The organism is Chthonobacter rhizosphaerae (genome assembly GCF_013839525.1).
Taxonomy (GTDB): Bacteria; Pseudomonadota; Alphaproteobacteria; order Rhizobiales; family Pleomorphomonadaceae; genus Chthonobacter; species Chthonobacter rhizosphaerae.
Genome location: NZ_JACDIS010000005.1, coordinates 196,670 through 219,897 on the forward strand (window position 1 = coordinate 196,670; position 23,228 = coordinate 219,897).

Annotated in this window: 21 protein-coding genes; 6 read left to right on the forward strand and 15 right to left on the reverse strand. The window is 70.9% G+C overall.

Annotated features, from left to right (window positions below):
- Positions 1-72: 72 nt before the first annotated feature.
- Positions 73-279 carry a YdcH family protein gene (locus HND91_RS11030; RefSeq protein ID WP_075215220.1) on the reverse strand — a complete coding sequence of 69 codons (207 nt, stop codon included), beginning with the start codon at positions 277-279 and terminating at the stop codon, positions 73-75.
- A gap of 326 nt (positions 280-605) precedes the next feature.
- Between HND91_RS11030 and HND91_RS11035 the strand changes: the two genes are divergently transcribed.
- Positions 606-788 carry a YdcH family protein gene (locus HND91_RS11035; RefSeq protein ID WP_181706621.1) on the forward strand — a complete coding sequence of 61 codons (183 nt, stop codon included), beginning with the start codon at positions 606-608 and terminating at the stop codon, positions 786-788.
- Positions 789-925: 137 nt separating this feature from the next.
- Here HND91_RS11035 and HND91_RS11040 read toward each other — a convergent pair whose 3' ends face one another.
- Both HND91_RS11040 and HND91_RS11045 read right to left on the reverse strand, forming a co-directional pair.
- Positions 926-2,092: an OpgC family protein gene (locus tag HND91_RS11040; RefSeq protein WP_181706622.1), complete on the reverse strand. Its 1,167-nt coding sequence runs from the start codon at positions 2,090-2,092 to the stop codon at positions 926-928.
- 93 nt (positions 2,093-2,185) lie between these two features.
- A complete protein-coding gene (locus tag HND91_RS11045) occupies positions 2,186-2,977 on the reverse strand; it encodes a sulfite exporter TauE/SafE family protein (RefSeq protein ID WP_181706623.1) in 792 nt (263 codons plus the stop codon).
- A gap of 155 nt (positions 2,978-3,132) precedes the next feature.
- Here HND91_RS11045 and HND91_RS11050 point away from each other — a divergent pair, with 155 nt between their 5' ends.
- Positions 3,133-5,031, forward strand: a complete 1,899-nt coding sequence (locus HND91_RS11050) for a propionyl-CoA synthetase (protein WP_181706624.1) — start codon at positions 3,133-3,135, stop codon at positions 5,029-5,031.
- A 106-nt stretch (positions 5,032-5,137) separates the two neighbouring features.
- On the opposite strand, the gene HND91_RS11055 is transcribed toward HND91_RS11050, so the two are convergent.
- Positions 5,138-6,334, reverse strand: coding sequence for an MFS transporter (locus tag HND91_RS11055; protein ID WP_181706625.1), 1,197 nt, complete (start codon positions 6,332-6,334; stop codon positions 5,138-5,140).
- Between the two features lie 51 nt (positions 6,335-6,385).
- On the opposite strand from HND91_RS11055, the gene HND91_RS11060 reads away from it, so the two are divergent.
- Positions 6,386-6,997, forward strand: coding sequence for a TetR/AcrR family transcriptional regulator (locus HND91_RS11060; RefSeq protein ID WP_181706626.1), 612 nt, complete (start codon positions 6,386-6,388; stop codon positions 6,995-6,997).
- A gap of 152 nt (positions 6,998-7,149) precedes the next feature.
- Here HND91_RS11060 and HND91_RS11065 read toward each other — a convergent pair whose 3' ends face one another.
- Both HND91_RS11065 and HND91_RS11070 read right to left on the reverse strand, forming a co-directional pair.
- A complete protein-coding gene (locus tag HND91_RS11065) occupies positions 7,150-7,860 on the reverse strand; it encodes a DUF1013 domain-containing protein (protein ID WP_181706627.1) in 711 nt (236 codons plus the stop codon).
- A gap of 331 nt (positions 7,861-8,191) precedes the next feature.
- Positions 8,192-9,169 (reverse strand): NAD(P)H-quinone oxidoreductase, encoded by a 978-nt coding sequence (locus HND91_RS11070; RefSeq protein ID WP_181706809.1) that lies wholly within the window; start codon positions 9,167-9,169, stop codon positions 8,192-8,194.
- A 138-nt stretch (positions 9,170-9,307) separates the two neighbouring features.
- On the opposite strand from HND91_RS11070, the gene HND91_RS11075 reads away from it, so the two are divergent.
- Positions 9,308-9,496: a DUF1192 domain-containing protein gene (locus HND91_RS11075; RefSeq protein ID WP_181706628.1), complete on the forward strand. Its 189-nt coding sequence runs from the start codon at positions 9,308-9,310 to the stop codon at positions 9,494-9,496.
- A gap of 453 nt (positions 9,497-9,949) precedes the next feature.
- Positions 9,950-10,486 carry a protease adaptor protein RcdA gene (rcdA, locus tag HND91_RS11080; RefSeq protein WP_181706810.1) on the forward strand — a complete coding sequence of 179 codons (537 nt, stop codon included), beginning with the start codon at positions 9,950-9,952 and terminating at the stop codon, positions 10,484-10,486.
- Positions 10,487-10,659: 173 nt separating this feature from the next.
- On the opposite strand, the gene rpmE is transcribed toward rcdA, so the two are convergent.
- On the reverse strand, positions 10,660-10,884 hold the full coding sequence (gene rpmE / locus HND91_RS11085; RefSeq protein WP_181706629.1) for a 50S ribosomal protein L31: 225 nt from the start codon (positions 10,882-10,884) through the stop codon (positions 10,660-10,662).
- A gap of 397 nt (positions 10,885-11,281) precedes the next feature.
- Here rpmE and HND91_RS11090 point away from each other — a divergent pair, with 397 nt between their 5' ends.
- A complete protein-coding gene (locus HND91_RS11090; RefSeq protein WP_343057303.1) occupies positions 11,282-13,075 on the forward strand; it encodes an ABC transporter transmembrane domain-containing protein in 1,794 nt (597 codons plus the stop codon).
- A 717-nt stretch (positions 13,076-13,792) separates the two neighbouring features.
- On the opposite strand, the gene ftsH is transcribed toward HND91_RS11090, so the two are convergent.
- The 8 genes from ftsH to tolQ all read right to left on the reverse strand — a co-directional run bounded on the left by ftsH (position 13,793) and on the right by tolQ (position 22,995).
- The gene (gene ftsH / locus HND91_RS11095; RefSeq protein ID WP_181706631.1) at positions 13,793-15,718 is read right to left on the reverse strand and encodes an ATP-dependent zinc metalloprotease FtsH; all 1,926 of its coding nucleotides are present in this window, start codon (positions 15,716-15,718) and stop codon (positions 13,793-13,795) included.
- 156 nt (positions 15,719-15,874) lie between these two features.
- On the reverse strand, positions 15,875-17,113 hold the full coding sequence (tilS, locus tag HND91_RS11100) for a tRNA lysidine(34) synthetase TilS (protein ID WP_181706632.1): 1,239 nt from the start codon (positions 17,111-17,113) through the stop codon (positions 15,875-15,877).
- A 2-nt stretch (positions 17,114-17,115) separates the two neighbouring features.
- The gene (gene ybgF, locus HND91_RS11105) at positions 17,116-18,267 is read right to left on the reverse strand and encodes a tol-pal system protein YbgF (RefSeq protein ID WP_181706633.1); all 1,152 of its coding nucleotides are present in this window, start codon (positions 18,265-18,267) and stop codon (positions 17,116-17,118) included.
- Between the two features lie 239 nt (positions 18,268-18,506).
- On the reverse strand, positions 18,507-19,025 hold the full coding sequence (pal, locus tag HND91_RS11110; protein ID WP_181706634.1) for a peptidoglycan-associated lipoprotein Pal: 519 nt from the start codon (positions 19,023-19,025) through the stop codon (positions 18,507-18,509).
- A 187-nt stretch (positions 19,026-19,212) separates the two neighbouring features.
- Positions 19,213-20,580, reverse strand: a complete 1,368-nt coding sequence (gene tolB / locus HND91_RS11115; protein ID WP_425485441.1) for a Tol-Pal system beta propeller repeat protein TolB — start codon at positions 20,578-20,580, stop codon at positions 19,213-19,215.
- A gap of 86 nt (positions 20,581-20,666) precedes the next feature.
- Positions 20,667-21,782: a cell envelope biogenesis protein TolA gene (locus HND91_RS11120; protein ID WP_181706635.1), complete on the reverse strand. Its 1,116-nt coding sequence runs from the start codon at positions 21,780-21,782 to the stop codon at positions 20,667-20,669.
- A gap of 25 nt (positions 21,783-21,807) precedes the next feature.
- Positions 21,808-22,278 carry a protein TolR gene (tolR, locus tag HND91_RS11125; protein WP_181706636.1) on the reverse strand — a complete coding sequence of 157 codons (471 nt, stop codon included), beginning with the start codon at positions 22,276-22,278 and terminating at the stop codon, positions 21,808-21,810.
- 3 nt (positions 22,279-22,281) lie between these two features.
- Positions 22,282-22,995, reverse strand: coding sequence for a protein TolQ (gene tolQ, locus HND91_RS11130; RefSeq protein ID WP_181706637.1), 714 nt, complete (start codon positions 22,993-22,995; stop codon positions 22,282-22,284).
- Positions 22,996-23,228 lie beyond the last annotated feature (233 nt).

Genomic DNA, 23,228 nt, shown 5'->3' on the forward strand with positions numbered 1-23,228 from the left:
GGGAGGGGGAGTTAGCCGGATCGGGGCCCGGAGGCAAGGCGGCGCGCGGGCGCGCTTCGGCCGGGCCGGCGGTCAGGCGATGATGTCGGGGACGATCTGGTCTTCCAGGTGCTGGATCCGGTCCTTCAGCACCAGCTTGCGCTTCTTCAGGCGCTGGATCTGGATGGTGTCGCCCGTGCCGAGCGCCACCATGGCCGAGATCGCCGCGTCCAAGTCGCGATGCTCCTGACGCAAGCGGGCCAATTCGATTCGGACTTCCTGCTCATCGTGCTCGGTCATACGCCGCCCTAACCCCGCGAACACGGCACGCCGCCCGGCCGGGCCTTGCGGCCGGATGACGTCATTCCGTCTTCCCTATACCAGAACTTCGCCGCCACTTCATGTGCCGTCTGCCGTCCGTCAACGGCTTCGACGAGCGCGGGCGGGGGCGGTGCGGACCCCTTGGGAATTCCTGACCCGGCCGTTCAAATTCGAGCAACAAAATTACCCGTTTCGGCGGCTTGAAGTTTGGAAAGTTGCCCCCTTGCAGTCCTTCCCGGTCGACATCATGTAGGTTTGGTGACACACTGGTCACGTAGGCATGGGATCAACGGAAGGAGGCCCACATGTCAATCCAGTCGCATATTGCAGAGCTCGAGCGTCGTCATGCCGCCCTGGAGCGGCAAATCGAAGAAGCGGCGCAGCATCCCAGTGTCGATGCGATTCAACTCAAAGAGCTCAAGCGACGGAAGCTTCACCTGAAGGATGAGATCGTCAGATTGGCGAGCGCGAAACCTTCGGTGCACTGAGACATCTTTCCTAGAGATCCTACCATGTGAAAAGGGCGCCGCGGCCAACCGCGGCGCCCTTTTCGCGTGGAGCTCTGGAGAGAGCCTGGAAAGAGCCTGGAGAACGGACCGACGGCCGACGGGCCGGCGGACGGCCGTCAGGCGGCGGCGGGAACGCCGGCTGCAAGGCCCGGCTCCGCGCGGCCGGCGGCCTTGCCGGCGCGCGCGGCCTTTTCGGCGCTCGCCATCCAGTCGAGCCCGTAGGCAAGGCCGGCCTGGATCGCGATCGCGAGCGCGAGGAGCGGCAGCTGGACCCCCGCCGTGGGCGCGTAGACCGCCATCACGGTCTGGCCGACCATGCAGAGGAGGGTGCCGGTCCAGAACACCGGCAGGGCATGACGGCCGGCCACCGTGAGCGGGTTGGACGCGGGCAGGCGGCGGACCAGGTCCATCAGCCCGCTGTGGCCGACCACGTAGAGGAGCGACAGGATGTGGAGGAGCCGGCCGATGGCGACGAACGGCTTCTCGTTGGCGTAGAAGCGGTCGGGTAGGGGCAGGTCCGGCATGGAGCCGTAGAGGTTCCAGCGGTGGAAGACGCAGCCGGCCACCAGATAGGCGAGGGCGAGCCACCAGAGCGGGCGCACATAGGGCACCGGCGGGCGCTTCTGCATGAGGCGGACGCCGACGAAGAAGCCGGTGACGAACAGGAGCTGCCAGGCGAAGGGATTGAAGAACCAGTGGCCCGCCGCCGGATAGGCGGGCGGCGACCAGCCGTAGATCTGCGTGAGCGCGTAGACGATGGCCGAGACGCCGAGGAGGGGCGCCAGACCGCGGGAGGCGAGAAGCATCATCAGCGGCAGGGCGAGAAGCAGGAGCACGTACATCGGCAGGATGTTGTGGTAGCCGATCTGGTGCGTCATGGCGGCGAGGCCGACGAGGCCGCGCACCGGATCCGCCATCACGGGGGCGATGTTGAGGGTGTCGAGGAGGTCCGTGCGGCCGAAGTGCACGGCCGCCCAGGCGAAGACCGCGATGCCGGCGACGATGGACGCCACGTGGGCGACGTAGAGTGTGCCGGCGCGCTTCACCGCCTTCAGGCTGGCGAGCAGGCGATGACCCTCGCTGAAGCGCGGGAAATAGGCGAAGGCGGCGGCGATGCCGGCCAGCACCACGAACAGCTCGGCGGAATCGGTGAGGCCGAAGTTCTTGTGCGTGAACGGCTCCAGCACATTGCCGGGCACGTGGTTGATGAAGATGGTCAGGAGGGCGAGACCGCGGATGAAATCGATCCGGTGATCCCGCGCCCCGAGGCTCTTGACGGTCATGATGGGCGTGCGTGTCCTGTTGTTCACCGGGACCGTAGCCGCGGCAACCTGAACGGCAGATGAGCGGCCGGTCCAGGCCGCCACGGCCGCGCTTCAGTTTGCCGCCAAACCCGAGACGCCGTCGATGATCAATTTGATGGCGATCAGGAAGATCGACACGGCGAGCAGCCGGTAGAAGGCCGTCTCGTTGATGAGGCGGACGAGCCGGACCCCGACGAGGGTGGCCCCGATGGCGGCCGGCGACAGGATGGCGACCGCCGTCATGGTCTCGGCGGTGAACTGGCCGAGGGCCGCGTAGGGCACCACCTTCACGCTGTTGAGGATGGCGAAGTAGATGGCCGAGGTGCCGGCGTAGAGCACCGGCGGCAGGCGGAGCGGCACCACATAGGTCTGGAACGGCGGGCCGCCGGCGTGGGCGACGAAGCTCGTGTAGCCGGCGAGGCTGCCCCAGAAGCCGGCGGCCGCGCCGTTCGGCTTCCTGATCGGGGGGACGCCCTCCGGCGTGCGCTTCGCCAGGGCGCGGCGGCGCTCCTGCAGGCCGTAGCGGATCAGGAAGGCGAGCGCGATGGCGCCGACGATGAGGCGGACCGCATCGTCCGACACCAGGGAGGCGGTCGCCCAGCCGACGGCGGTGCCGACCATGCCGCCCGGCAGGAGCGAGAGCACCACGCCGCGATCGAAGGTGCTGCGGTAGGCCCAGACCGACACCGCATCCATGATGAGCAGGATCGGCAGCATCAGGCCGGCCGCCTGGACCGGCGAGATGACGAGCGCGAGGAGCGGGACGGCGGCGAAGCCGAACGCCCCCCCGAAGCCGCCCTTCGACAGGCCGGTGAGGAGGACGGCCGGCACGGCGGCGGCATAGAACCAGGGGTCGGTCAGCATCGGCGGGGAGGCGTCCTCCGGGAGGGGACACCCGCGTACGACAAAACGCGGATCGCCGAAAGTCTCGCATCCAAAGTGGCATCGCTCGTCGCTTGCCAAAACAGCCGGCGCGGCGGACATTTCGGCCCAAATCGGTGGAGCGGGAGGAAGACGCGATGAGCCGTTACGGCGAGGTCTATGCCGCGTGGAAGCGGGATCCGGCCGGCTTCTGGAGCGAGGCCGCGGCCGCGATCGAGTGGATCGAGACGCCGACGGCGGCGTTCGACCCGAACGCCGGCGTCTACGGGCGCTGGTTCGTGGGCGGCGTGTGCAACACCGCCTGGAACTGCCTGGACCGGCACGTGGCGGCCGGGCGCGGCGACCAGGCGGCGGTGATCCACGACAGCCCGGTCACCGGCACCAAGCGCGTGCTCACCTACAGCGAGATGACCGCCAAGGTGGAAGCGGTGGCGGCCGTGCTCGTGGACCGGGGCGTGACGGCGGGCGACCGGGTGATCGTCTACATGCCGATGATCCCGGAGGCGCTGGTGGCGATGCTCGCCTGCGCGCGCATCGGGGCGATCCACTCGGTGGTGTTCGGCGGCTTCGCCTCGCGCGAGCTCGCCACCCGCATCGACGACGCCAAGCCGAAGGCCATCATCTCGGCCTCGTGCGGCATCGAGCCGAACCGGATCATCGCCTACAAGCCGCTTCTCGACGAGGCGATCAGCCTCTCCACGCACAAGCCCGAGACGGTGCTGGTGCACCAGCGCGAGCAATTGACGGCGAGCCTCGACGCGGGGCGCGACCTGGACCTGGCGGCCGCCATGGCGGCGGTGGCCGGACGGCGCGTGCCGTGCGTACCCGTGAAGGCGACGGACCCGGCCTACATCCTATACACGTCCGGCACCACCGGCCAGCCGAAGGGCGTGGTCCGCGACACGGGCGGCCACATTGTGGCGCTCGCCTGGTCGATGGGGGCGGTCTACGACATCAAGCCGGGGGAGGTGTTCTGGGCGGCCTCCGACGTCGGCTGGGTGGTGGGTCATTCCTACATCGTCTACGCGCCGCTCCTGATCGGCGCGACGACCGTGGTCTACGAGGGCAAGCCGGTGGGGACGCCCGACGCGGGCGCCTTCTGGCGCATGGTGGAGGAATACCGGATCTCGGCGCTCTTCACCGCGCCGACCGCCTTCCGGGCGATCAAGAAGGAGGACCCGACCGGCGCCTTCATCGGCAAGTACGACCTCTCGTCCCTGCGCACCCTGTTCCTCGCCGGCGAGCGGGCGGACCCGGACACGGTGAAGTGGGCCGAGGAGAAGCTGAACGTGCCGGTGGTGGACCACTGGTGGCAGACGGAGACCGGTTGGGCGATCGCCGCCAACCCGGTGGGCCTCGGCCTCCTGCCGGTGAAGCACGGATCGCCGACGGTGCCGATGCCGGGCTACGACGTGGAGGTGCTGGACGACGCCGGCCATCCGGTGGAGGCGGGCAAGCTCGGCAACATCGTCATCAAGCTGCCGCTGCCGCCGGGCTGCCTGCCCACGTTGTGGAACGCGGACGAGCGCTTCCGGTCGAGCTATCTCGCCGAGTTCCCCGGCTACTACAAGACGGCGGACGCCGGCATCATGGACGAGGACGGCTATCTGTTCATCATGAGCCGGACCGACGACATCATCAACGTCGCGGGCCATCGCCTGTCCACGGGTGGCATGGAGGAGGTGCTGGCGAGCCACCCGGACGTGGCCGAGTGCGCGGTGATCGGCATCGCGGACGCCCTGAAGGGGCAGGCGCCGTGCGGCTTCGTGGTGCTGAAGGCGGGCGTGACCCGGCCGCACGCGGAGATCGAGACGGAGCTGGTGGGCCTCGTCCGCGACAGGATCGGCCCGGTGGCGGCCTTCAAGCTGGCCATCACGGTGGACCGGCTGCCGAAGACGCGATCGGGCAAGATCCTGCGCGGCACCATGCGGCAGATCGCCGACGGCGAGGACTTCCGCATGCCGGCCACCATCGACGACCCGGCCATCCTGGACGAGATCCGGGCGGCGGTGGGGGCGAAGACCGGCAAGGCCTGAGGCGGGACGGAGACGCCGGGCCGAGAGGGCCCGGCGGCTTGATGAGGACGGCGGGCCGAGACGGCCCGGCGGCGGCATGAGGACGGCGGGACGGGGCGATCCGCCGTCAGGCGGCCCGGTCGGCAAGGGCGTCCGGGGCGCGTCGGCGGGCGGCGTCGAGCCCGAGGGCGATGACGGCGGCGAGCGCGACCGCGCCGGCGGCGACGGAGAAGCCGGCGGCCGGCGGCAGCATCAGCGCCGCCGTGAGGCCCGGCACGGCCACGGGGCCGAGCGACATGCCAAGATCGGTGCCGGTGCGGAAGAGGCCCATGGCCCGCCCGGTGTGCCGGCGGTCGACGCCGCGGAGCGCCACCGCGCCGGCGGCCGGGATCATGGTGCCGGTGGTCGCCATCAGGAGCGCGGTGCCGACCCAGAACACCGGCACGGTGGGGGCGAGCGCCATCAGGACGAGGGTCGCGAAGGTGGCCGCAGAGGCGGCCGCGAGGGTGCGGCCCGCGCCCCACCGGTCGATGCCGAGGGCCGACAGGGGCATGACGGCGAGATTGGCCGCCGTGCCGATGCCCACCATGGCGCCGATCGTTTCCGGCGACAGGGCGAGGTCGGCGAGGCCGACGTTCGGGATCACCGTCCAGCCGGCGCCGATGCGGGCGACGAAGGCCGCGCAGCCCATGACGGCGCCGCCGAGGAGCATGGGCGCGACGAGGCGCTCCGCGACCCCGGCGGACGCGCGCTCCGGCTTCGTCGCGGGCGCGGCGGGGAGCAGCCGGACGACGGCGAGCGCCGCGACGGCGAGAATGGCCTGGGCCATGAAGGGCACGTGGGCGCCGAACGGCCCGGTGAGGAAGCCGCCGACGAGCGGCCCGACCGCGAAGGCGAGCAGCAGCGAGCTCTGGAACCACGACATGGCCGCGCCGCGCCGGTCCGGCCCGGCCTTCAGGATCAGTGCCGTCATGGCCGCCGTGGAGAAGAGGGCGGAGCCGGCGCCCTGGAGGGCGAGCGCCGCCATGAGCACCGCGAAGCCGAGCGGCGCGATGGCGAGCAGCGATCCGGCGAGAAGGACCAGGAGGCCGATGCCGGCCGCGGCCCGGAGCCCGACCCGATCCACCAGGACTCCGGCCGGCACGTTGGAGAGAAGCCGCGCGAAGCCGAAGGCGCCCATGAGGAGCCCGCTCGCCAGCGCGCCCTTGCCGTTCTCCGCCGTGAGCAGCGGCAGGGCCGGCACCATCATGCCGAAGCCCAGCATGGTTGCGAAGGTGGCGCCGGCGATCGGCACTGCGGTGGCGCGAAATGATCCGGCCGTCATGCTATCTGTTCCCGTTGGAGACGTGATGACAATCAAACTAGACGGTCCAGTATGATTATGCAAGACGACGAGCCGAAAACCGGCCGGCGGGGCGAGGCCAAGCGGGACGCGATCCTGAAGGCGGCCCAGCGCTGCTTCCTGGAGGACGGCTTCGCGGTGAGCGTGGACCGGATCGCCGCCGAGGCGGACGTCTCGAAGCAGACGATCTACAGCCACTTCGGCAGCAAGGAAGGTCTCTACCGGGCGATGGCGCTCAGCACCAAGTGGCCGGTGCACGAGGCGCTTTCGGCGGACGCGCCGCTCCGGGACGTGCTGGTGCGGTTCGGATCGGCGCTCCTCGATAAGATCACCGCGCCGGAGACGATCCGTCTGCACCGGCTGCTGATCGGCCAGGCGGGGCAGTTCCCGGACCTGGCGCTCGTCCACCACGAGATCGGACCGCAGCGGAGCGTGGCGCTGCTGGCGGACCACCTGCGGCCGCACGTGGAGGCGGGGCGGCTGTCGGCGGAGAGCGCGGACGTCGCCGCCGACCACTATGTGGGCCTCCTCCTCGGCACCACGCGCCAGCGGCTCCTGTTCGGCGCGAGCCCGACGCCGACCGCGGAGGACAACCGCCGCGCGGCGGAGCGGGCGGCGGACGTGTTCCTGAAGGCCTACGGATAAGGCCGCGGCGGCGACCGGGGCCGCCGGGGAGGGACCGGGGCGCCGGGCGCGGATGAGGCCGGGGAGACCGGCCGGGAGGGGGCGGATGCGGAAACGGCCGGGTCGCCCCGGCCGCCGCTGCGATCAGCTCGAAGAGGGAAGGGCGGCGCCAGTCAGGCGTCGTCGTCCTCGTCCTCGGGCTTGCGCGTCATGGACTTCAGCTTGGCGAACACCGCGTCCGCGTCCAGCTCCTCGTCCTCGTCGGCGCGCGAGCCGGAGCGGAAGCCCGCCAGGGCGTCCTCGGACGTGGTCTCGTCCACCGGCAGCAGGGACGGCGCCGGCTCCAGCACCTTCTCCGGCGAGGCCTTGCCGGCCTTCTCCACTTCCATGTCGAGCTCGAGCTGCGAGCAGAGGCCGAGCGTCACCGGATCGAGCGGGGAGAGGCTGGCGGAATTCCAGTGGGTGCGGTCGCGGATCTGGGCGATGGTCGACTTGGTGGTGCCGACCAGGCGCATGATCTGCGCGTCCTTTAGCTCCGGATGGTTGCGCACCAGCCAGAGGATGGCGTTCGGCCGGTCCTGGCGGCGCGACACGGGGGTGTAGCGCGGACCGCGGCGCTTGGCCTCCGGCACGCGCACCTTCGGGTCGGCGAGCTTGAGGCGGTGCTCCGTGTTCTTTTCGGCGCGCTGGATCTCGTCGCGGGTGAGCTGGCCGGTGAGCACCGGGTCGAGGCCCTTGATGCCCTGGGCGGACTCGCCGTCCGCGATGGCCTTCACCTCGAGCGGGTGGAGCTTGCAGAACGCGGCGATCTGATCGAACGACAGGGCCGTGTTCTCGACCAGCCACACGGCCGTCGCCTTCGGCATGAGGGGCGCGTTCGACATCAAGTCAAATCCTTCTCGTGTGGTCCCCCGGCTCTCGCCGGTGGCCCGAAGTCGCTTCGCGATGACGGGGAATGTGGGTCCTTATATCCACTTGAGAAGATCCACGCAATTCTTCGGAAGAGGGAAGACGGGGCGCTCGGGGGAGGGGTGGGCTTGCGGTTGGAGGCGAGCCTGCGCCAGCTGGAGAAGACGACCCCTCCCCCGGCTTCGCCGGACCCTCCCCTGAGGGGAGGGATGGTGCGGGCGGCTCTGCGTGGGGCGGGGAGGGAGTGGGGGACGATGGCGGGACCTCTTGGGGCGGCCGCCGTCGCGAACGTGACGGCGGGGAGCTCTACTCCGTCGTCAGCATGATCTTGCCCACGTGGTCGGCTTCGAGGAGGGCGTGGGCCTTTGCGGCGTCGGTGAGGGGGAGGACGGCGTCGATGACGGGGGCGACGGTGCCGGCGGCGAGGAGGGGCCAGACCTTTTCCTCCAGGCAGGCGGCGATTTTGGCCTTGAAGGCGGGGTCGCGGGCGCGGAGGGTGGAGCCGGTGTGGGTGAGGCGCTTCAGCATGAGGCGGTTGAAGTTCACCGTCTGCTTCGCCCCGCGCAGGAAGGCGATCTGGACGATGCGGCCCTCCACGGCGGCGGCCTCGTAGTTGCGGTCGATGTAGTCGCCGCCGACCATGTCCAGGATGACGTCGACGCCCTTGCCGCCGGTCGCCTGCTTGACGGCGGCGACGAAGTCCTCCTCCCGGTAGTTGACCGCGAGGTCCGCCCCGAGTTCGCGGCAGACGCGGCACTTCTCGTCGCTGCCGGCGGTGGCGAAGACCGTCGCGCCGAAGGCCTTGGCGAGCTGGATCGCCGTGGTGCCGATGCCGCTGGTGCCGCCGTGGACGAGGAAGCTTTCGCCGGACAGGAGGCCCGCCCGGTCGAACACGTTGGACCAGACCGTGAAGAAGGTCTCCGGCAGGGCGGCCGCCTTGACCATGTCGTAGCCCTCCGGCAGCGGCAGGGCGTTGGAGCCGTCCACCACGGCGTATTCGGCGTAGCCGCCGCCGGGGACGAGCGCCGTGACCCGGTCGCCGACCTTCCACGGGCCGGCGAGGTCGCCGCGGGCGACCACGGTGCCGGCGATCTCCAGGCCCGGGATGTCGGACGCGCCGGGCGGCGGCGGGTAGCCGCCCTCGCGCTGCAGGCTGTCGGGCCGGTTCACGCCGGCGGCCGCCACCTTCACCAGGATCTCGCGCGGGGCGGGCGACGGCACCGGGCGGGTCGCCGGCGCCAGCACCTCGGGGCCGCCCGGGCGGGTGATCTCGATGGCGGTCATGGTGGCGGGGATGTCGGACACGGAGGCATTTCCTTCTGAGGCGGCCGGGGCGCGTCGCGCAAAGACTGCACCCGGCCTGTTTTCCCGCCGCCGTCGCCGCCCTACCTTGGACAGACGTCACCGTCAGGAGAGGACGCCATGGTGTGGGACGATGAGCGCGCTGTGAAGCCACCCGGCCACCAGATCGGCCAGGACCTGTCGTCGCTGTCGGAGGAGGACCTTGCCGAGCGGATCGAGATGCTCAAGGCGGAGATCCTCCGCCTGGAAAACGCGATGCGGGCGAAGGCTTCGGTCCGGACGGCGGCGGACTCCCTGTTCCGCCGTTAGGAGCCGGCGAATGCCACGTCTTCTTGCCGCCGACTGTAGTCGGAAACGTCGCGTCCAGCACTGAAAGCGGCGAACGGCGGCGAAGACTGTGCCGAAACGGGATCGCGGCGAAACATGCGTCTTAGCTTAACTAACCGTTAACCACTCCGGCGCACACTTGCCTTGTCCAGACTTCTGGATCGTGGGTGACCATCGTCACTCTTTTTGACGCCTCCCTGTTCAACTGCACCGGGCCGCGCTCGTCGCGGCCCTTTTTTCTTTTCCGGATGGTCGGAATAGGAGGCGTGGCACGGGCGTTGCCTGTGTGCCATATCCCTGGGCGCAACGAGTCCCGGAACGGCACGAAACGCGCTATGATCGGTTTCCTGGCCGGTCCGGTCGGAACGACGCCTGGGGATGCGGCGCTTGCGGGGTCTCGCGAGCGGATCTTCGAGGACGAGAGGCTTGGCGAGTATGAGTGAGTATGTCGTCTCCAGCGATCCATCCGATCCGCATCCGATCGCGTTCGCGGAGCGTTTCGCCAACTCGGACACCTTCCGGGACCTGTTCCGCGAGGGCATGACCCTGGTGGAGGAAACGGCGTCCTATCTGGACGGGGAGGGGCGGCGGGACAGCCGCACCCTGCCGCGCGCCGGATCGCTGCTCTACACGACCGAGTCCATGCGTCTGACCACGCGCCTGATGCAGCTCGCCTCCTGGCTGCTGCTGCAGCGGGCGGTGAACGAGGGCGAGATCTCGTCCGAACAGGCCAATTCGGAAAAGCGCAAGGTGCGCCTGGACGGCGTGCCGACCGCCTCGGCCGTGGCGGGCTACGACGAGCTGCCGGACGCGCTCCGCTCGCTGATCGAGCGGTCGAGCCGGCTGCAGGAGCGGATCCGTCACCTGGACCAGGCGATGTACGGCCCGAAGCCGGTGGTGGACGCGACCGCCAACCCGGTGGCGCGCGACCTCGGCCGCCTCGCGGATGCCTTCGGGGCGCGCCGGGACTGACGGCCGCGAGGGCGAGCGGGCGGTGGCTCGCTCGTCGAGACGCCGTGCTTTTCTCCGGCGGCGGGATGCCGTCGGCCGGGCCGACCTTTTCGACAGCCGCGCCTGCCGCCATGAAAAAAGCCCCGGGTGACCGGGGCTTTCGCGTTTCGTCGGATCGGCCGAAGCCGTTCGGATCACTTGCCGAACAGGCTGCCGAACTTGTTGTTGAAGCGCGACACGCGCCCGCCGCGGTCCAGGAGCTGCTGGTTGCCGCCGGTCCAGGCCGGGTGGGACTTCGGGTCGATGTCGAGGTTCAGCGTCTCGCCTTCCGCGCCGTAGCACGACCGGGTGGTGAACTCGGTGCCGTCCGTCATCACGACCTTGATGGTGTGATAGTCGGGGTGGATGCCCTGCTTCATCGCTGTCGTTCCTTCATCAACTGACGTGCCGCGGGCATCGACTGACGTGCCGCGGGGCACGCGGGCGCCGGACGAGGCGGGCCCGAATACGGTGAGAGAGCGGTCCCAGGGCCTTGCGCCGCCCGCGCCATCCGCCCGGAAGAGGGCGACGGGCACACGACGGAACGGCCGCCGACGAAAGCGTGGCGACCCTGGACTGCTCGCGTTCGGCGGCCTCTATACAGGAAGACCGGCCGACCCACAAGGCAGGGGAGAGGCGGGACGGGGTGGGCGGCCGCCTCCGGTCGACCGGGCTGGGCGAGGGGCGCGTCCGTGGCGGCGCGGAGGGTTGCGCGGGGTCGGCGGATGGGGGCAATCTCCTGCGGCTTTGAACCAACGGGCGACAGGACGACACCACGTGGCGACGCGCGACAGGGCAGACGACGGCACCACCCCGGACGACCGCCGGCGCATCCGCATCAAGCCGCTCCGCGCGCTGCTGCCGTTCGCGCTCCGCTACCGGGGGCGGCTCGCCGGCGCGGTGGTGGCCCTGGTGGCGGCCTCGGCGGCGACGCTGATGGTGCCGGTGGCCGTGAAGGGCGTGATCGACCACGGCTTTTCGGCGGCGGACGGGGACCGGATCAACCAGACCTTCCTCGGGCTCGGCGTGGTGGTGCTGTGGCTCGCGGCCGCCTCGTCGCTGCGCTACTACCTGGTGATGACGCTCGGCGAGCGGGTGATCACCGACATCCGGGCGGCGGTGTTCCGGCACGTGATGATCCTGTCGCCGGCCTTCTTCGACACCGCCCAGTCGGGCGAGGTGGTGTCGCGGCTCACCGCCGACACGACGCAGATCCGCGCGGCCGTGGGCTCCAGCGCCTCGGTGGCGCTGCGCAACCTGTTGCTCTTCGCGGGCGCGGCCTTCATGATGGTGGTGACGAGCCCGCGCCTGTCGATGTTCGTGCTGGGCGCCATTCCGTTGATCGTGCTGCCGCTGGTGGCGTTCGGCCGCTCGGTTCGGCGGCGGTCCCGGTCGGCGCAGGACACCCTGGCGGAAGCGAGCGCCTACGCCCAGGAGTCGATCGGGGCGGTCCGGACCGTGCAGGCCTACACCTACGAGGCGGCGGCGGCCGACCGCTATCGGCACGCGGTGGAGCGGGCCTTCGAGGCGGCGCGCGGCCAGATGCGGTCGCGGGCGGTGCTGACCTTCGTGGCCATGTTCCTGGTCTTCGCCAGCGTGGTGGCGGTGCTCTGGGTGGGCGCCACCGACGTGCTGGCGGGCACCATGACGCCGGGGACGCTTGGCCAGTTCGTGCTCTACGCGGTGTTCGCGGCGGGCGCCCTCGGCGAGCTCAGCCAGGTGTGGGGCGAGATCTCGCAGGCCGCCGGCGCGACCGAGCGGCTGATGGAGATCCTCGCCGTGGAGCCCGCAATCGTGGGGCCGCCGCGGCCCGCGCGCCTGCCGACCCCGCCCCGGGGCGAGATCCGGTTCGAGGGCGTGTCCTTCTCCTACCCGACCCGGCCGGACATCGCGTCGCTCCGCGGCGTGAATTTCACGGTGCGGCCGGGAGAGACGGTCGCCATCGTGGGGCCGTCCGGGGCGGGCAAGAGCACCGTGCTGCAGCTTCTCCTGCGCTTCTACGACCCGACGGACGGGCGCGTGCTGCTCGACGGCGTGGACATCCGCGACGCCGACCCGGTGGACGTGCGCGACCGCATGGCCCTGGTGGCCCAGGACCCGGTGATCTTCGCCGTTTCGGCCTATGACAACATCGCGTTCGGCCGCCCCCACGCGCCCCGGGCGGCGGTGGAGGAGGCTGCCCTGGCGGCCAACGCGGACGGCTTCATCCGCACCCTGCCGGAGGGCTACGACACGCTCCTCGGCGAGCGGGGCGTGACCATCTCGGGCGGCCAGCGCCAGCGCATCGCCATCGCCCGCGCGATCCTGCGGGACGCGTCCATCCTGCTCCTCGACGAGGCGACGTCGGCGCTCGACGCGGAGAGCGAGCGGCTGGTTCAGGACGCGCTGGACCGGATGGCCAAGGGCCGGACGACCCTGGTTATCGCGCACCGCCTGGCGACGGTGGTGGGGGCGGACCGGATCCTCGTGCTGGACGAGGGCCGGATCGTGGAGGAAGGCACCCACGAGACGCTGGTGGCGAGGGGCGGCCTCTACGCGCGGCTGGCGCGGCTGCAGTTCGCCGAGGCGTGAGGGGGCGGGGGAGGAGCCTCGGCGGGCGGGCGTTTGCGCGCCGTCGCTCGTTGGCCGTCGCTCGCTCGCACGCCGTCGTCCCGGCGGACGCCGGGATCCTGCCGACGGAAAGGGAGCGCGGCACGGGGTGTCGATAGGCTCGGACAGTGGGTCCGAGGAGAGACTGCCGGCGTGGCGGTCAAGGCCGCATGCGGTTGGATCCCGGCGTTCGCCGGGATGACGGATTTGGAGCGGGGCGTGTGGTGGGGGCTTGGTGCGCGCGTTGTTATTTGCTCGCTGTCGCTCGTTGGTCGTCGCACGTTGGCCGTCATCCCGGCGGAAGCCGGGATCCAGCCGACGGAAAGGGAGCGCGGCATGGGGTGTCGATAGGCTCGGACAGTGGGTCCGAGGAGTCCGAGGAGAGACTGCCGGCGTAGCGGTCAAGGCCGCATGCGGTTGGATCCCGGCGTTCGCCGGGATGACGGTGTGGGGCGGGGCGCGGCAGTGGCAGTGGAGCGGGGCGGGGAGCGACGGCTGAGTGACGGGCGCGGGTTGCGGCGGCTCGGGAGTGGCGGCCGAGTGACGGGAGCGGGGTGCGGCGGCTCGGGCGTGGCGGCGTGGTTGCTTTGCGCACGGCGGAAGCAGGAAGGGACTGGCATTCCGAAACGAAAGCGCCGGACCATCGCTGGTCCGGCGCTTCTTGGTTTCGTCTCTGGGCTCCAGGCGGAGGGTCGGGCCTCAGGCGGAGGGCTGGGGCTCCAGGCCGGCGTCGGGTTCCTCGCCGCCTTTCGGCTTCGGGCGGGTGGTCGGCACCGCCGACGTGCGCGAGGTCGGCGCGTCGTCGAAGGTGTCGCGCATCGGCGACTTGCCGCTGATCAGGCCGCGGATCTCCTCGCCGTTGAGCGTCTCGTACTCCAGGAGGCCCTGGGCGATGGCGTGCAGCTGGTCGATGTTGTCGGTCAGCACCCGCTTGGCGGTCTCGTAGCCCTGGTTGACGAAGCCCTTGATCTCCTCGTCGACGATCGACTGGGTCTCGTCCGACACCGACTGGTGACGGGCGACCGTGTGGCCGAGGAAGACCTCGTCCTGGTTGTCGCCGTAGAGGAGCGGGCCGAGCCGGTCCGACATGCCGAACTGGGTCGCCATGGCGCGGGCAAGGTTGGTCGCCATCTTGATGTCGGCCGAGGCGCCGGACGTGACCTTCTCGTAGCCGAAGATCAGTTCCTCGGCGACGCGGCCGCCCATGGCGACGGCGAGGTCGGCCTTGCACTTGGCGCGGGTCAGCGACACCTGGTCCCGCTCCGGCAGGCGCATCACCATGCCGAGGGCGCGGCCGCGGGGGATGATGGTGGCCTTGTGGATCGGGTCCGACGCCGGCATGTGGAGGGCGACGAGCGCGTGACCGGCCTCGTGATAGGCGGTCAGCTTCTTCTCCTCCTCCGACATCACGAGGGTGCGGCGCTCCGCGCCCATCATGACCTTGTCCTTGGCGTCCTCGAACTCCGCCATGGTGACGAGGCGCTTGGACCGCCGCGCGGCGAGCAGCGCGGCCTCGTTGACGAGGTTCATCAGGTCGGCGCCCGAGAAGCCGGGGGTGCCGCGGGCGAGGATCTTCAGGTCCACGTCCGGCGCGAGCGGCACCTTGCGGACGTGCACCTTGAGGATCTTCTCGCGGCCGGCGACGTCCGGGTTCGGGACCACGATCTGCCGGTCGAAACGGCCCGGGCGCAGGAGCGCCGGGTCGAGCACGTCCGGACGGTTGGTGGCCGCGATGATGATGATGCCTTCGTTCGCCTCGAAGCCGTCCATCTCGACGAGCAGCTGGTTCAGGGTCTGCTCGCGCTCGTCGTTGCCGCCGCCGAGGCCGGCGCCGCGATGACGGCCGACCGCGTCGATCTCGTCGATGAAGATGATGCAGGGCGCGTTCTTCTTGGCCTGCTCAAACATGTCGCGCACGCGGCTGGCGCCGACGCCCACGAACATCTCCACGAAGTCGGAGCCCGAGATGGTGAAGAAGGGCACGTTCGCCTCGCCGGCGACGGCGCGGGCGATGAGCGTCTTGCCGGTGCCCGGAGGGCCGACGAGCAGCACGCCGCGCGGAATGCGGCCGCCGAGGCGCTGGAACTTCTGCGGGTCGCGGAGGAACTCGACGATCTCCTGCAGGTCCTCCTTGGCCTCGTCGACGCCGGCGACGTCGTCGAAGGTGACGCGGCCGTGGGCCTCGGTCAGGAGCTTCGCCTTGGACTTGCCGAACCCCATGGCCTTGCCGCCCGCGCCGCCCTGCATCTGGCGCATGAAGAAGATCCAGAGCGCGAAGATCACGATCATCGGCAGCCACGAGATCAGCGTGCCGATGAGGGAGAAGCCCTCGGTCTGCGGCTTGGCGGCGATCTGGACGTTCTTGTCGCGCAGCGCGGCGATGTAGTCAGCTCCCTGCGGCGCGTAGGTCTGGAACGTCTGGCCGTTGGCGTAGCGACCGCTGATCGCCTGATCCATGATCGTCACGTCACGGACGTTGTCCTGCTCGACCTCCTGGAGGAATTTCGAGAAGGTGATCTCGTTGGAGGTCGGCCGTTGACCCGGGCTCTGGAAGAGCTGGAACAGGGCGATGAGCAGGAGCCCGATGATGACCCACAGGGCGAAATTGCGGAAATTGGCGTTCATCGTCGACCTTTGGCGCCGCGAAGCACGACGCGGGTAATGACACGATCGGGAAGGTGATCCTGTACCAATGATCCTGTCCCGAGCCTGAAGATAGGGGGCCGAGCCCCCGTTGCCAACCCGACCTTCCGCTTTGCGGTCGGCCTTTTCTGTCGTGGTTTATTGAAAGTCTGAAATGGAGTTTCCGTTCCGAGCCTCTGGCGCGGCCTCGGCCGGGGCCACGACGGGCAGGCTGGCGGCCGCCCGGGGCGGCAGATCGGGCCGCCGCTCGTCCCCGCGGGCGGCCCGGATCACGGTGCCGGGCGGCACCGGGCCGGCGACCTGAAGGCGGATGCGGCCGTCCCAGAGCACGGAGCCGGCAGCGGAAACCGGCACCACCGGAAAGCCGCGCCGGCCGGCCTCCGCGTAGAGCCAGATCCGGCCGGCCCGCCGCTCCAGCACCACGCCCGCGATGGTGCGCCGGCAGGCGTCGGCCGGCGCGGCGGCGCCGACGAGCGCCCACCAGGCCTCCAGCGGGGCGAGCCGCGGCGGATGGTCGCCGGGCCTGATGCGCCGGATCTGGCGCGACACGAGGCGGAGCGCGACCTCCTCGGGGGCGGCGAGAAGGCGCGCGGCCTCCACCGAGACGACCCCGCCGTGGTCCGTCACGGCGGCGGCCTCCAGATCCGCCGTGACCCGGTCGAGCGCGGCGGCCGCGCGGGCGAGGCGGGCGGCGGTGTCGGCGAGGACCTCGGCGGTGAGGCCGGCGGCGGCGAGCGCGGGCGCGAGCGCCCGGACCCTCGCCCTCAGGAACCGGTCCGCATCGGCGTTGGAGGGATCGTCCACGAACGCAAGCCCGGCGGCGCGGCAGGTGGCGACGAGCCGGGCCTTGGGGACGGCGAGGAGTGGCCGCACGAAGCGCATGCCGTCCACCACGCGCTCCGGCGCCATGCCGGCGAGGCCGTAGACGCCGGAGCCGCGGACGAGGCGCATCAGGAACGTCTCGGCCTGGTCGTCGAGGGTGTGGGCGAGGGCGACGGCGCCGCAGCCGGCGCCGGCCGCGGCCTCGGCCAGCAGGCGATAGCGGGCGGCGCGGGCGCGGGCCTGTAGGTCGGAGGCGGGCGGGGCGTCGTGGTGGACCCAGGCGAGCCGTTCGGCCCCGTGGCCGAGCGACCGGGCGAGGGCGCACACCGCGTCGGCCTCGGCGGCGGAGCCGGGGCGCAGGCCGTGGTCGACCGTCAGCACCACGAGGCGCGGCGGCGGGGCGCGGCGCGCCGCGAACCGATGCAGGCAATGAAGAAGGGCGGTGGAATCCGGGCCGCCGGAAACGGCCACCCCGAGGGTGCCGACATCGGCGAGGCCCTGGAACAGGCCGTCGAGTTCGTCGTCGCCGACCGGGCGAGGGTCCGGCGCGGGCACGGTCAGCAGCCGGCCTTGGTCCGCTGGGCGCTGGCGCGGTCGAGGAGCGCGGCGGGCGCGGACGGGAATTTCCTGGAGAGTTCGCCATAGGTGGCGCAGGCGGCGTCGCGCTCGCCGAGGCCTTCCAGGGAGAGGCCGAGCTTCAGAAGGCTTTCCGGCGCCTTCGGGCTTTTCGGATAGTCGCGATAGGTGGTCAGGAAGGCGTCGGCGGCCTCGCGGAAGCGGTCGCGCGCGTAATAGCTCTCGCCGAGCCAGAACTGGGCGCTGGAGGCGAGCTCGGACCGCGGATTGTCGCTGAGGAACTGCTTCAGGCTCATCTCGGCCATCTGATAGTCGCCGGAGAGGATGTAGCCGTAGGCCTGATCGTAGGACGCGCGCGGATCGGTCGGCTGCATGACCGCGGCGGTCCGGGTGCCGACGTCGGGCGCGGGCCGGGGGGCGCCGAGGCCGCCCGCCGGAGGCGCGGTCGCGACGCCGGGGAGCGCGCCCGGCTGGGGCGCCCCGAAGGTCGGATCGCCCGCCGGGCCGGCTCCGAGCGAGCCAGTGCCGAGGCCGGGCGAGCCGAAGGTGTCCGACGGCTCCACGCCGCGGGCGATCGCCGACAGGTCGAGCGGGCCGCCGAGGGCGCTGTTGGACGGGGGCGCCGTCATGCTGCCGTCGCCCGGGATGGTGCCGAGGACGGCCGGCGGCGCGCCGGCGGTCAGCGAGCCGTCCGCCGTGGCGGGCGGGGTCGCGGTGAAGCCGGGCTGGGTCGGCACGGCGGCGGTGTCGCGGCTCGGCGCCGGGGTGGCGGCGTCCGAGCGCTTCTGGGCCGGGCGGCCGTTGCCCTCGAGCTGCTGGAAGCGGAACTCCGCGTCCTCCTGCTGACGGCGCATGAGCTCCTGGAGCTGCTGGATCTGGTAGGTCAGCTCCTCGACGCGACCGTTCAGCTGGCGCATCTGCTCCTGCATCTGGTCGATGCGCATGGACTGCTCGGCGTAGATGGCCGACGACTGCGCCTCGGTCGCGGTCCCGCCGATCGCGGCCGGAGGCGTCGGCGGGCTGCGCCCGAACATCTGGGCGGCGGCGCCGCCGGCGGTCGCCGTCACGAGGAGAAGCGCGACGGCGACGGGCAATCCGTGCCGCGCGATCGCGCCTTTGACGTCCATGATCATGAGCTCGGCCTGTTTCCTTGGGGCATCGAGGGTGAAGGGCCGACGCGTGCCGGCACGGCGAGCGGGGATCGATCCCGGCCCGCCTGATCTACCATAGCTCTCCGGCATATCGGCCAAATTTTGGCCGACGGAGGACCGAGAGGGACGGCCGGGCGAAAAACGCGACGGCCCCGCCGGATCGCTCCGGGCGGGGCCGCGACGAGGGGCCGGGCGGTCGGGCCGACCGCCGGCGGGTCCGATCAGCTGCCGGCGTTGTTCAGCACGGTGACGGCGCGCCGGTTCTGGGCCCAGCAGCTGTCCTCGTTGCAGAGCGCCACCGGGCGCTCCTTGCCGAACGAGATGGTCTTCACGCGCTGCGGGGAGACGCCGCGGGAGACGAGATAGTCGTAGGCGGCCTTGGCGCGGCGGGCGCCGAGGGCGAGGTTGTACTCGCGGGTGCCGCGCTCGTCGGCGTGGCCTTCCAGGGTGACCGTGTAGCGCGGATAGAGGCTCAGCCACTGGGCCTGGCGGTCCAGGGTGGAGCGGCCGTCGGCGGTCAGCGAGGACGAGTCGGTCTCGTAGAAGACGCGGTCGCCGACGTTCACGACGAAGTCCTGGGCGCTGCCCGGGGTCGCGGCGCCGGCGCCGCCGGCACCGGCTCCGCCGGCGAGCGAGGAGTCGAGTTCGCTCGGGCTCTTGGCGCAGGCGCTGGCGAGAAGGGCGAGGCCGAACGCGATGGCCGCGCGGCTGAGGTACGATTTCGATGCGATGCTGGTCATCCCGGTAACCCTCTGTACATCCGACCGGAGGTCCATGCCCGCCTTGGTAAACGACTTAGGTTAACCGGGCGTTGATCGCCGTCGTCAACCGGAGCGTCTGGGGCCGGATTTCCGCCGGAGCGTCGTTTCCCGTCACACGTCCGGCGGCCGGATCCCCCCGGATCCGCCGGACGCTTCGTTCACCATGTCAGTTGAGGAGCGGCGACCATGCCGGGTCCGACCCGAAGGCCGGCGTCGGGATGCGCTGCTCGTTGCGGCCGGTGAGGTCCACCGACCAGAGCTGCGGGCCGCCGGACTGGCCGCCGGCGTCGCGGAAGAACATGATCACGCGGCCGTTCGGCGCCCAGGTGGGGCCCTCGTTGTGGTAGCCTTCCGTGAGGATGCGCTCGCCGGAGCCGTCCGGGCGCATCACGCCGATGGCGAAGCGGCCGCCCATCTGCTTGGTGAAGGCGATGAGGTCGCCGCGCGGGCTCCAGACCGGGGTCGAGTAGCGGCCCTGGCCGAAGGAGATGCGCTGGGCCGGTCCGCCGCCCGCGCTCATCACGTAGAGCTGCTGGTTGCCGCCCCGGTCGGACTCGAACACGATCCTGGAGCCGTCCGGCGAATAGGACGGGGAGGTGTCGATGGCCGCCGCGTCGGTGAGGCGCGTGGTGGAGCGCGACCGCAGGTCCATGGCGTAGATGTTGGCGTTCCCGCCCTGCTCCAGGCTCATCACCACCCGCTGGCCGTCCGGCGAGAAGCGGGGCGAGAAGGTCATGTTGGGGAAGTTGCCCACGACCTCGCGCTGGCCGGTCTCGATGTTGAGGAGGAACACCCGCGGGTCGCCGTTGCCGAACGACATGTAGGTGATCTCCTGGGTGGTCGGCGAGAAGCGCGGCGTCAGCACCAGGTCCTGGCCCTTGGTCAGGTAGCGCACGTTGGCGCCGTCCTGGTCCATGATGGCGAGGCGCTTGATCCGGTTGGTCTTCGGGCCGCTCTCGTCCACGAAGACGATGCGGGTGTCGAAGTAGCCCTTCTCGCCGGTGAGACGCTCGTAGATGGCGTCCGCGATGATGTGGGCGACCCGGCGCCAGTTCTCCGGCGTGGTGAAGAACTGCTGGCCGGTGAGCTGCTGGCCGGCGAACACGTCCCAGAGGCGGAAGTCCGCCTGCAGGCGGCCGTCGGGCGCGCGGGTGATGGCGCCGGTGACGAGGGCCTGGGCGTTGATGACGCGCCAGTTCTGGAAGTTCGGCAGGGCGTTCGGGTTGACGGCCCGGTCCACGAAGGAGGCCGGGTCCAGGGTGGCGAACAGGCCGGACCGCTTCAGGTCCGCCGACACCACGCCGGCGATGTCGCGGCCGAGCTGGGCCGTGTCGCCGCCGCCCACGAAGTCCGGGATGGCGATCGGCAGGGGCTGGACGGTGCCCTGCGAGATGTCGATGTTGAGTTCCGCCGAGGCGGGCGCCACCACGGCGGCAAGCCCGACGAGGGCGACGGCGCCGGCCCGCATGTGGGTCAAGAGGCTGGTCACCAACCGCTCGACGAGACCGCGACGCATGGGAAGTGCTCCCGTCATGTGTCCAACTTCTCCAGTGATCATGGCGCTTCCAAAGACATTCGATCGGCGCTTTTCTGTGGCGCGGCGCCGCCCGTTTCGTGCCGTCAGAACATTTCGGCGGGGTTGAAGCGGAAGTTCACCACCTGCCAGACTTCGTACTTCTCCGGCGGCAGGAAGGTGTAGGGCGCGCAGCGCAGGACCGCCCGGACGGCGCCCTCCGCCGCCACCGTGCCGAGCGGCCCGGCGGGCTGTTCCAGGATGGCCGGCGTGCCGGCGACGTCGCCGTCGGGCGTGAACTCGATGCGCAGGCGCACGACGAGGTTCTCCGCGCCGTCCGCGCCCGCCGGATAGTTCCAGCAGGCCGCCACCGCCGAGCGGAGCGCGTCGATCTCGCTCTGGCTCATGTCGGCGACCGGGCCGGTGGCCTTCTCCGAGCCGAGGGAGGCCTCCTCGGTGGACGCCTGCGAGCCGCCGCCGGACGGGTCCACCTTGTTGAGGAGGGCGTTGATGTCGTCGGGGTTGAAGGTCTCGGTCTTCTCTTCCTTCGGCGGCGCCTTGGTGTCGACCGGCTTCACCTCCTCGGACCGCTTCGTCTCCTTGGACGGCGGGGCGGGCTTCGGGTCGAGCGCGGCGGTCTGAACCGGGGCGGGCGGCTTCGGCTTCGACTTCGGCGCGACGGCGGGCGTCGGGGCCGGCGGGGTCTCGACCTGCTTCTCCGGCTCGGCGGGAAGCTCGGCCACCTCGGCGGTCGGCTTCGGGGCCTCCTTGGGCGCCTCGGTCTTCACGGGCTCGGGCTCCGGCGCGGGAGCCGGTTCCGGCGGGGCGGGCGGCGTCGGGGCCTTCTCGGGCGCCTTCGGGCGCTCCGGCGCGGGCGGCGGGGGAGGAGGCGTCGGCGCGGCCGCCTGCCTGGTGGGCGCGGCGGCGGTGTCGGTGGTCTTCTCGGTGACCGGGGCGTCCTGGTCGGTCCTGGCGTTGCCGATCTTCTGGCTCTCGGGCCGGGGCGTCGGCGGCTTGGCCTTGCCGGTGGACGCGGTCTCCTTCTTGGGGGCGGTCTTCTTGCCCTCGGAGATCCTGGTCACGTCGGAGAGCGGGATGAGGTCCACCGGAAGAGCGTCCACCTGGGCCTGCACGTCGAACGGCTTCGCGCTCGGGAGCGAGACGAGCCCCCAGGCGAGAAGAAGCGTGTGCCCGATGACGGACGTGGTGAGGCCGACGCGCATGGACTTCTGGAAACTCTCGGAAACTTCAGCTGGCGGGCACCGGGGCGCCCGTCTCTTCCGTGGTGATGAGGCCGATCTTCTTGAAGCCGGCGGCCGAGATGCGGGCCATGACGCGCATCACCGTGCCGTAGTCGGCGTTCCGGTCGCCGCGCACGTAGATGCGGTCCTCGACGCCGTTCTTGGCGATGGCGGTGAGCTTGGCGACCACCTCCTCGGCGGGGATCTCGGTGTCCTGGAGGAAGACGCGGCCCTCCGCGTCGACCGAGATGTTGATCGGGTCGGTCTGGCCCTCCATGGGCTTGGCCGCCGTTTCGGGAAGGTCGATAGGCACGCCCACGGTGAGGAGCGGCGCCGCCACCATGAAGATGATGAGGAGCACCAGCATCACGTCCACGAAGGGCGTGACGTTGATCTCGCTCATGACGGCGCGACCGCCGCCCCGCCGTCCGCGCCGGCGTCCGCCCCGACCGCCTCCGCCCGCTACGCCCATGCCCATCGGTCAGCTCCGATCGTCGATCTGGCGGGACAGGATGGCGGAGAACTCGTCCGCGAAGCCCTCCATCCGGGCGCCGAGCTTGGCGGCGTCGGCGGTGAACTTGTTGTAGGCGAGCACCGCCGGGATGGCGGCCGCAAGGCCGATGGCGGTGGCGAACAGCGCCTCCGCGATGCCGGGCGCCACCACCGCGAGATTGGTGTTCTTGGAGGCCGCGATGGCCTGGAAGGACGTCATGATGCCCCAGACCGTGCCGAAGAGGCCGATGAAGGGACCGGCGGAGCCCACGGTGGCGAGCACCAGGAGCCGGCCCTCGAACCGCTCCATCTCGCGCGCGATGGTCACGTCGATGACCTTCTCGATCCGGTCGGTGAGGCCGAGGAAGGAGGTGCGGCCGGCCTCGTGGCTGCGCTTCCATTCGCGCATGGCGGCGACGAAGACCGCCGAGAGGCCGTGGTTCTGACGGTTCAGGAGGGAGCGGTAGAGATCCTCCAGCGACTGGCCGGACCAGAAGATCTTCTCGAACCGATCCATGGACTTGGTCATCCGGGAGAACAGGACGACCTTGTCGACGATGATGGCCCAGCACCAGACGGAGGCGCCGAGAAGGCCCAGCATCACCAGCTTCACGACGAGGTGGGCCTGCAGGAACAGGCCGATCAGCGTCATGTCGGGGGCGGGAGCGGCGAGCGCCGCCTGGGTGAGTTCGGCCGGGTTCATGGGGTCTCGTCAAAACCTTCTTGAAGAAATCGTCCGGAGCCGCCCGGCTCCTCGCCGTCTGGGCGCGGCGTCCACGTCCGACGTCCGGCCCGGACCCGGCGGGTGTTCGCCGGCCGGCGGTCCGGTCGTCCGGGATCCAGGCCCTTGCTGCACTGCACGATGGGCGCCGTGTCCTCGACGTCGTCCGATTGGCCCCCGGACCGAGACGCATCCACGGCACACGCCGGGCTTGC

What these genes read in the sequence shown, in the direction of transcription:
- rpmE (WP_181706629.1), bottom strand. Translation starts at nt 10,884, where the DNA reads ATGAAGCAGGGCATCCACCCCGACTATCACACCATCAAGGTCGTGATG.
- ybgF (WP_181706633.1), bottom strand. Translation starts at nt 18,267, where the DNA reads ATGATCATGGACGTCAAAGGCGCGATCGCGCGGCACGGATTGCCCGTC.
- tolB (WP_425485441.1), bottom strand. Translation starts at nt 20,580, where the DNA reads ATGACGGGAGCACTTCCCATGCGTCGCGGTCTCGTCGAGCGGTTGGTG.
- HND91_RS11045 (WP_181706623.1), bottom strand. Translation starts at nt 2,977, where the DNA reads ATGCTGACCGACCCCTGGTTCTATGCCGCCGCCGTGCCGGCCGTCCTC.
- tolR (WP_181706636.1), bottom strand. Translation starts at nt 22,278, where the DNA reads ATGGGCATGGGCGTAGCGGGCGGAGGCGGTCGGGGCGGACGCCGGCGC.
- HND91_RS11040 (WP_181706622.1), bottom strand. Translation starts at nt 2,092, where the DNA reads ATGACCGTCAAGAGCCTCGGGGCGCGGGATCACCGGATCGATTTCATC.
- pal (WP_181706634.1), bottom strand. Translation starts at nt 19,025, where the DNA reads ATGACCAGCATCGCATCGAAATCGTACCTCAGCCGCGCGGCCATCGCG.
- HND91_RS11030 (WP_075215220.1), bottom strand. Translation starts at nt 279, where the DNA reads ATGACCGAGCACGATGAGCAGGAAGTCCGAATCGAATTGGCCCGCTTG.
- HND91_RS11050 (WP_181706624.1), top strand. Translation starts at nt 3,133, where the DNA reads ATGAGCCGTTACGGCGAGGTCTATGCCGCGTGGAAGCGGGATCCGGCC.
- HND91_RS11065 (WP_181706627.1), bottom strand. Translation starts at nt 7,860, where the DNA reads ATGTCGAACGCGCCCCTCATGCCGAAGGCGACGGCCGTGTGGCTGGTC.
- HND91_RS11070 (WP_181706809.1), bottom strand. Translation starts at nt 9,169, where the DNA reads ATGACCGCCATCGAGATCACCCGCCCGGGCGGCCCCGAGGTGCTGGCG.
- tolQ (WP_181706637.1), bottom strand. Translation starts at nt 22,995, where the DNA reads ATGAACCCGGCCGAACTCACCCAGGCGGCGCTCGCCGCTCCCGCCCCC.
- HND91_RS11055 (WP_181706625.1), bottom strand. Translation starts at nt 6,334, where the DNA reads ATGACGGCCGGATCATTTCGCGCCACCGCAGTGCCGATCGCCGGCGCC.
- rcdA (WP_181706810.1), top strand. Translation starts at nt 9,950, where the DNA reads ATGAGTGAGTATGTCGTCTCCAGCGATCCATCCGATCCGCATCCGATC.
- ftsH (WP_181706631.1), bottom strand. Translation starts at nt 15,718, where the DNA reads ATGAACGCCAATTTCCGCAATTTCGCCCTGTGGGTCATCATCGGGCTC.
- HND91_RS11075 (WP_181706628.1), top strand. Translation starts at nt 9,308, where the DNA reads ATGGTGTGGGACGATGAGCGCGCTGTGAAGCCACCCGGCCACCAGATC.
- HND91_RS11120 (WP_181706635.1), bottom strand. Translation starts at nt 21,782, where the DNA reads ATGCGCGTCGGCCTCACCACGTCCGTCATCGGGCACACGCTTCTTCTC.
- HND91_RS11035 (WP_181706621.1), top strand. Translation starts at nt 606, where the DNA reads ATGTCAATCCAGTCGCATATTGCAGAGCTCGAGCGTCGTCATGCCGCC.
- HND91_RS11060 (WP_181706626.1), top strand. Translation starts at nt 6,386, where the DNA reads ATGATTATGCAAGACGACGAGCCGAAAACCGGCCGGCGGGGCGAGGCC.